The organism is Mesorhizobium sp. M5C.F.Ca.IN.020.32.2.1 (genome assembly GCF_004023105.1).
Classification (GTDB): domain Bacteria; phylum Pseudomonadota; class Alphaproteobacteria; order Rhizobiales; family Rhizobiaceae; genus Mesorhizobium; species Mesorhizobium wenxiniae.
The window spans coordinates 1-7350 of the sequence record NZ_RZSX01000259.1; the positions used below are offsets into that span (position 1 = coordinate 1).

At 61.6% G+C, this 7350-nt stretch carries 7 protein-coding genes and 2 pseudogenes; 7 read left to right on the forward strand and 2 right to left on the reverse strand.

All coding sequences use genetic code 11. The features are described 5' to 3' along the window. From EOA86_RS14995 to ugpC, 6 genes are all read left to right on the forward strand, one after another. Positions 1-591 (forward strand): dihydrodipicolinate synthase family protein (locus tag EOA86_RS14995; protein WP_164891758.1); only part of this gene is annotated, 591 nt, incomplete at its 5' end. Between the two features lie 21 nt (positions 592-612). Next, positions 613-1272 (forward strand): GntR family transcriptional regulator, encoded by a 660-nt coding sequence (locus EOA86_RS15000; RefSeq protein ID WP_127212763.1) that lies wholly within the window; start codon positions 613-615, stop codon positions 1270-1272. A gap of 62 nt (positions 1273-1334) precedes the next feature. Next, positions 1335-2672 carry a sugar ABC transporter substrate-binding protein gene (locus tag EOA86_RS15005; RefSeq protein ID WP_128342345.1) on the forward strand — a complete coding sequence of 446 codons (1338 nt, stop codon included), beginning with the start codon at positions 1335-1337 and terminating at the stop codon, positions 2670-2672. Then, the gene (locus EOA86_RS15010) at positions 2672-3652 is read left to right on the forward strand and encodes a sugar ABC transporter permease (RefSeq protein WP_128342346.1); all 981 of its coding nucleotides are present in this window, start codon (positions 2672-2674) and stop codon (positions 3650-3652) included. Before EOA86_RS15005 ends, EOA86_RS15010 begins: the two co-directional genes overlap by 1 nt. Beyond that, positions 3653-4474, forward strand: a complete 822-nt coding sequence (locus EOA86_RS15015; RefSeq protein WP_128239002.1) for a carbohydrate ABC transporter permease — start codon at positions 3653-3655, stop codon at positions 4472-4474. A gap of 44 nt (positions 4475-4518) precedes the next feature. Then, entirely contained in the window at positions 4519-5577 is a 1059-nt protein-coding gene (ugpC, locus tag EOA86_RS15020) for a sn-glycerol-3-phosphate ABC transporter ATP-binding protein UgpC (RefSeq protein ID WP_128342348.1), read from the forward strand. 312 nt (positions 5578-5889) lie between these two features. Here ugpC and EOA86_RS15025 read toward each other — a convergent pair whose 3' ends face one another. Further along, the gene (locus EOA86_RS15025; protein ID WP_128342349.1) at positions 5890-6525 is read right to left on the reverse strand and encodes a ribbon-helix-helix domain-containing protein; all 636 of its coding nucleotides are present in this window, start codon (positions 6523-6525) and stop codon (positions 5890-5892) included. Further along, positions 6518-6723: pseudogene (locus tag EOA86_RS15030) on the reverse strand (HlyD family type I secretion periplasmic adaptor subunit); the annotation flags it as partial. The gene EOA86_RS15025 and the pseudogene EOA86_RS15030, both read right to left, overlap by 8 nt. A 339-nt stretch (positions 6724-7062) precedes the next feature. On the opposite strand from EOA86_RS15030, the pseudogene EOA86_RS15035 reads away from it, so the two are divergent. Continuing rightward, positions 7063-7350 (forward strand): annotated as a pseudogene (locus EOA86_RS15035) (hypothetical protein); the annotation flags it as partial.

Here is a 7350-nt window from a genome sequence, read left to right on the forward strand (position 1 = left end):
GTCCGCCACATCCTGCTGGCTCCGCCGAGCTACTTCAAGAATGTCGGCGAGGACGGGTTGTTCGGATGGTTTTCCGCCGTCTTCGCCGCGCTCGGCCCGCTGGCTCGCGGGGTCCTGCTTTACAACATCCCCTCTGTCACCATGGTGCCGCTCCCGCTCAGCCTGATCGGTCGGCTGCGTGCCGCCTTTCCCGGCGTGGTCGCCGGTGTCAAAGATTCGGGTGGCGACTGGAGCTACAGCGAGGCGCTGCTAAGAGCCCATGGCGACCTGGTGATCCTGATCGGCGACGAGCGGCACCTGGCCAGAAGCGTGCGCCAGGGCGGGCATGGCGCCATCTCCGGCATGGCCAATTTCGTCACCGGCGAAATCCGCGCCATGGCAGAGGACGGGCGCGACGATGCTCGTGTCGAGAGGTTCGTGCTCGAACTGCTCAAATATCCGGTCATCCCGGCGGTGAAGGTCATGGTGGCGCGCAAAACCGGCGACGAGCGCTGGCTGGCGGTCCGTCCGCCGCTGGAGCCGATGGCTTCGCAAGGGCGGCAACAGCTTGCTGCCGCCTACGACAGGCTGTTTGCGACAGAGCCGGCCTGATTGGCAAAGGGAAGCGCTGAAATGGACGACAGCAGCGAACCGGCCACCCTCAGGGAAAAAGCTTATGCCAGCTTCACGCGGCATTTGCTGGCCCGCGATCTGCGGCCGGGACAGTTCGTGTCGCAGCGTGAGCTGGTTGCCTTTACGGGCCTGCCGCTTGGTGCCATCCGCGAGATCGTGCCGCGTCTCGAGGCCGAGGGACTTCTCATGACCATCCCGCAGCGCGGCATGCAGATCGCCCATATCGACATCAGCCTGATCCGCGAGGCCTTCCAGTTTCGCCTGTTCATGGAGCGCGAAGCGGTGGCGCTGTTCACCGTCAACGCCTCCGACGCCGAGCTCGCCCGCCTGCGGCACGAGCATGAGGACATGCTGGCTCAAGCGCTGTCGCAGGCGCCGACGCCGGAAATGGAAGCCAGGGCCCAGAACATCGATTGGGCCATGCACGACACCTTCATCGATGCGCTGGGCAACGAGATCATCGCCAAGGCGTATCTGATCAATTCGGTAAAGATCAGGCTAATCCACCAGGAGCGTTTCCGTATCGACGGGCGCGTCGTGCCGGTGATGCAGGAGCACCTGACGGTGATCGAAGCGCTCGAGAGCCGCGACCCGCAAAAGGCGGTCGAGGCGATCAGCCGGCATATCGACAACGCGCGCCGGTTGGCGCTCCAGATCTGAGGACGTATGGTTCGCGGCTGCCGCGACACTACCCACAACGACAGCAACCCAGGGAGGAAGAAATGTCGTCCAATCCGTTTAAGCCAACAAGAAGGCAAGTCCTTGCAGGAACCACGGCGCTCGCCGCAGCGGGCCTGGCCGGCCTTCGCCCGAGCTTTTCCGCCAGCGTCGACTGGAAGCGCTTTGCCGGCACGACGCTCGACGTGAATCTGGTGAAAAGCCCGCGCAGCGACACCATCCTGAAATATATCGCCGAATTCGAGGAGCTGACCGGCATCAAGGTCAATGCCGAGGCGACGCCAGAACAACAGCAGCGGCAGAAGACGGTCATCGAACTGAGCTCCGGCAAGCCGAGCTTCGACGTCGTTCATCTGAGCTATCACGTGCAGAAGCGCCAGTTCGAAAAGGGTGGCTGGCTGGCCGACATATCAGGCTATCTGGCCGATCCGACCCTGACCGATCCTGGGCTTGTCGAAAGCGATTTCGCCGAGGCCGGCATGCTTTTCGCCAAGGACAGCCAGGGCGTGCTGCGTTCGCTGCCCTTCTCGGTGGATTACTGGATCGTCTACTGGAACAAGGAGCTGTTCGAGGCCAAGGGCCTCAAATACCCTGAATCGTTCGACCAGCTGGTGGCCGCCGCCGAAGCGCTGACCGATCCATCCACCAACACTTTCGGTTTCGTCGCCCGCGGCCTCAAGAATGCCAACACGCCGGTGTGGACGTCGCTGATGCTCGGCTACGACATGACGCCGCTCGACGACAAGGGCAAGCTGCGCACCGAAACGCCCGAGGCGATCGAGGCCGCGGCCCTCTACCAGAGGCTGATGACCAAGTCGGCCCCTCCGGGCGTCACCGGCTTCAATTGGGCTGAAGCGCAGTCCGCCTTCCTGCAAGGCAAGATTGGCATGTGGTTCGATGGCGTGGGTTTTGCTCCGCCGATGGAGAATCCCGAAAAGTCGCGCGTGGTCGGCAAAGTCGGCTATGGCGTCATGCCCAAGGGGCCCAAGGCGCATGCCTCCGGGACGTTTGGCGACGGCCTCGGCGTGACCGCCTCCAGCGAAAAGAAGGAAGCTGCCTATCTCTTCTGTCAGTGGGCGGTTTCCCCGGGCATGGGCGCACGCCTGCTCCAGGCCGGCGCCGGCGTGCCGTTCCGCAAGTCGGTGCTGGAAGATCCGAAGGTGCGCGAAGGCGTCACCATGCCGGCAAGCTGGCTCGATGCAGTGGTCCAGTCCGGCAATATCAGCAGGCTGGCGCTGCCGGTGATCATCCCGGTCACCGAGTTCCGCGACATCTACGGCGTGGCGTTGACCAACATGATTGCCGGTGCCGATCCTGCCGAGGAGCTGAAGAAGGCCACCGCACAGTTCCAGCCGGTTCTCGACAGGAGCGAGCAGGGCTGATGTCGACCATCGCCCCTGAACGCACCGGGGTGACGACGGGTCGCACCGAGGTGACGACGGATCGCACCGGGGTAGCGACGCAGGCCATCGAGGAGAGCCAGTCGGTCCGGCTGGCTCCCAACTACTGGCCCTTTGTCGTCCCGGCGCTCGTCGTCGTTAGCGCCGTGATCGTGTTTCCCTGGGCGTTCACGCTCTGGATGAGCGTCAACAGCTGGACGCTTGGCCAGTCGCGGAGCTTTGCCGCGATGGAAAACTATCTCCGTCTGGCCAGCGACCCGCGATTCTGGGAATCCCTTGTTCATACGTTGACCTACACCTCGCTGTCGGTGGCAGCGCCGATGTTCTTGGGCACTGTCGCCGCCCTGATCTTCGACGCCAGGTTTCCGCTGCGCGGCCTGCTGCGCGGCGTCTTCGTCATGCCGATGATGGCAACGCCCGTTGCCGTGGCGCTGGTCTGGACCATGATGTTCCATCCCCAGCTCGGCGTGCTCAACTACCTTCTATCGCTGGTCGGCATCCCGGCGCAGGAATGGATATTCAACGCCAACACGGTCATCCCTTCGCTGGTCGCGGTCGAGACCTGGCAGTGGACGCCGCTGGTGATGCTGATCGTGCTGGGCGGGCTGGCGTCGGTGCCGCGCGAGCCGTTCGAGAGCGCCGAGATCGACGGTGCCAATGCCTGGCAGCAATTCCGCTACCTCACTTTGCCGATGATCGCGCCGTTCCTGATGATTGCGTTAATCATTCGCACCATCGATGCGCTGAAGAGCTTCGACATCATCTATGCGATGACCCAGGGCGGACCGGGCACGGCGTCGGAAACTATCAACATCTATCTCTACAACACCGCCTTCTCATACTACGACATCGGCTATGGCTCGGCCATGGCCGTGGTGTTCTTCATCGTCATCGTGGCGCTGTCCTTCATTCTCCTGATGCTGCGCCAGCGCTCGCAGTGGAACGATGCGGAGGGCAAATAGATGAGCTCACGTCTGCTCAACCAGATCGGCCTGTTTTTCGCGGCTCTGGTCATCGTCTCGCCGGCGATCCTGTTCTTCCTCTGGATGATCTCGCTGTCGCTGAAATTCGAGATCGACAACGGCGCCTATCCGCCGATCCTGATCCCTGAACGTTTCGCCTGGTCGAACTATGTAAAGGTGTTCGAGGAGAACAATTTCCTGCTCTATCTCTGGAATTCGGTTCTGGTGACGGGCACGGCGACATTGCTGGCGCTGCTGATCGGCGTACCGGCTGGCTATGGCATAGCGCGGCTCAAGGCTGAAAGATCGGCGATCGTCATCATGATCGCCCGCATGACGCCGGGGCTGTCCTATCTCATCCCGCTGTTTTTGCTGTTCCAATGGATCGGGATCCTCGGAACGCTCTGGCCGCAGATCATCATCCACCTGGTGGTGACGGTGCCGATCGTGGTCTGGGTGATGATCGGCTATTTCGAGACCACGCCGATGGAACTGGAAGAGGCGGCCAACATCGACGGCGCCAGCTCCTGGCAGGTATTTCGGCTGGTCGCCCTGCCCATCGCCAAGCCGGGCATCGTTGTCGCCTTCATCCTGTCCGTCATCTTTTCGTGGAACAATTTCGTCTTCGGCGTGGTGCTCGCCAGCCGCGAGACGCGCACGCTACCGGTCGCCGTCTACAACATGCTTTCCTATGAGCAGGTGAGCTGGGGGCCGCTTGCCGCCGCAGCACTGGTGGTTACGCTGCCGGTGCTGGTCCTGACCATGTTCGCGCAAAAGCAGATCGTCGCCGGGCTGACCGCCGGCGCGGTCAAGGGCGGCTGAAGCCGCATTCCAGCTCGACATCACTCTTCTCCCGGAGAAATCCAATGGCATCGGTAACCATCAACAACGTGCAGAAAGCTTTCGGAGCCACCAGGATCATTCACGACGTCAGCGTCGATATCGCCGACGGCGAGTTCGTCATCCTGGTCGGCCCGTCGGGATGCGGAAAGTCGACGCTGCTGCGCATGATCGCCGGACTTGAAACAATCTCCGGCGGCAAGATCGCCATCGGCGAGCGGATGGTCAACTGTCTGCGGGCGCGGGACCGCAACATCGCGATGGTGTTCCAGAATTACGCGCTCTATCCGCATATGACGGTGGCCGACAATATGGGCTTTGCCCTCAAGATCAAGAAAGCCGATCCGGCCGATACCGCCGGCCGCGTCAGGAATGCCGCCAATATCCTTGGCCTAGAAAAGCTGCTTGAGCGCTATCCGCGTCAGCTCTCCGGCGGCCAACGCCAGCGTGTCGCCATGGGCCGCGCCATCGTGCGCGACCCGCAGGTGTTCCTGTTCGACGAGCCGCTCTCCAATCTCGACGCCAAGCTGCGCGTCCAGATGCGCGGCGAGATCAAGGCGCTGCATCAGCGGCTGGGCACGACAACCATCTACGTCACGCATGACCAGATCGAAGCGATGACCATGGCCGACAAGATCGTCGTGCTGCATGACGGCCTGGTCGAGCAGATCGGCGCGCCGCTCGACCTCTACGACCAGCCGGCCAATCTCTTCGTTGCCGGCTTTATCGGCTCGCCCGCCATGAACTTCATTGCCGGCCGCATCGAGGAAGGCGTGTTCCGCAGCGCCGGCGGGCTGATCCTGCCGCTGCCGGAAGGTGCCCGCCCGGCTGACGCTGCAGGACGCGAACTTGTCTACGGCATCCGCCCCGAACATATCCGCGCAACCGCCCAAGGCATGCCAGGAACGGTGACGCTCCTGGAAGCCACGGGTTCGGAAATCTTCGCCAAGGTCGACTGCGCCGGCGAGGAAATTTCCTGCCTGTTCCGCGAGCGGCTGCCGCTCAAGCAAGGCGCGCAGGTGCGGATCGAAGTCGATCGCGCATGCGCCCACCTGTTCGACGCGAAAACCGGCCGGCGTGTGTGAGTGGCGCAGGCGCCCCGGTAATCAGCGTCAGCGAACCAACCCATTGGCCAGCAAGAAACATGTGATCGCTGGTTGCGGACACTGGTCCCAGCAGGAGAAGCCTGAGGAGGTCACCGCCCTCATGCTCGCTGGCTGAAGCGGCGGTTCCCCGCGTAGCGATCGAGCGGCTGGCTCGCGACGTGAGGATTTTGGCCGACATCAAGGGCGACTTCGCAACGGTTGCTCCTGGCGAAGGTTCGCAGCAGGCTATGATCCCCGTAAAATTACACAACGCGTCTTGCAGGATTGCCGTTCAGTACTGCCGGAACCGGTCTAGAAGACGAACGCTATCAGCAGCTTCGGCTCGATCACCGGCGCCCGCACGGCGCTCAACTGACCACGGTACTGGCGTTCGCCGGCGCCGATGGCAAATCCGCTGGTGACCGGAGTGTCGCCGTCGAGGTCGAGGCGCGCAAAAATGTCGGCAACGTTGAGGTCCAGCGCCAGCTTGAGGTCGTGACGCGCATCGTCGTTTGGTCCGGAAGGCAGTTGGCGCTTCACCAGTTGCTGGAACGGAACATTGAAAGTCAGGATCTTCTTCGATGACGTCAAGGCAAATGCAGGCGAGGGGCAGGCAACCAGTATGGCGTTGATCGTCCTTATTGACGCGAGCTTACTCAACGTCACGTTTTGCTCCGCCTGACCGCGTATGCAGGCTACCCGGATTGCCGATGTCAGGTTGCCGTTCTGTGCCTGAGTTCCGGCTATCTCATCGATCAGCATGCCGATCGTGCATTTCCGGCTCTCAGCCATCCGCTTCAGCGATATCCAAAAAGCCCGCTCCAAGCGGATCCCGCGGCGCATTCCGCCACGCGCCACAACTCGAAATTCCAGTGCAAAATCCTCGTTGGCGAGCGGCAGGAGTAGTGGACCAGGATTGGTGGGGGGAGAGGTGGCGCCAGCGCTCACTCAAAGCCTCCTGACGCGCCTTGTTGATCGGCTTCAAAAGTAAACTCAGGATCGTCTTGCGTCCCGTCTTGATGTCGACTGAGCAGATCATGCCGGGATGATGGAACAAGCCTTGCCATCCCGTTCGAGCGTCGATTTGTCTGTCGCGACACGTACTTGGTAAAAGGGCCCACCCGTTTTTTGATCGACCAGGCTGTCGTATTCATTTCTACCCCACCCACGATTGTGCCCTGTACGTTTTATCTGGCCAAGCCTTCTCACCGAGCTTTGACAGATTATCCGCCAAATTCCTGGAACATGTGAGGGTTTATTGATTCAGCGCCGGCTAAAAACAGGTAAGTTTCGGGAATGTAGCGAAAATGGCACATAGCGGGCGGCTCGCTACGGTTGTGGCAGGACGCCTGCGCCTATGATCAATGTTGCTTGCCGCGACTCACCGGGGCCGTGGCTCAGAAGCGCCTCTATTCGGAAGAGCGCGCCGTCCATTAAGCCTCGCGCAATCTTTGCAGCCTATTCTGCTTGGATTGTCGAGGGAACATGACGCGCAAGCCGCTACTGCTCTTTGCCTTTCCAGCTCTCATCCTTCTGATTCTGGCAGGGGAGCGAGCAGCGACGTTCCTGCTGGGAACCTATCCGGCCAGCCCCGTCATGTGGCGGATCTGGCTTGAACTACGCCCTTTGTCGACGATGTTCTGGCAGCAGGTCGACCTCTATCTGGGCGGTTCAATGGTCCTTGATGCCGCCATCGTGACCGCCGCGTCGATCGTCTGCTGGATGGCTTGCCGGACGAGAAAGTCGGCCGCGTTCTTCTTCCTTACCAACCAC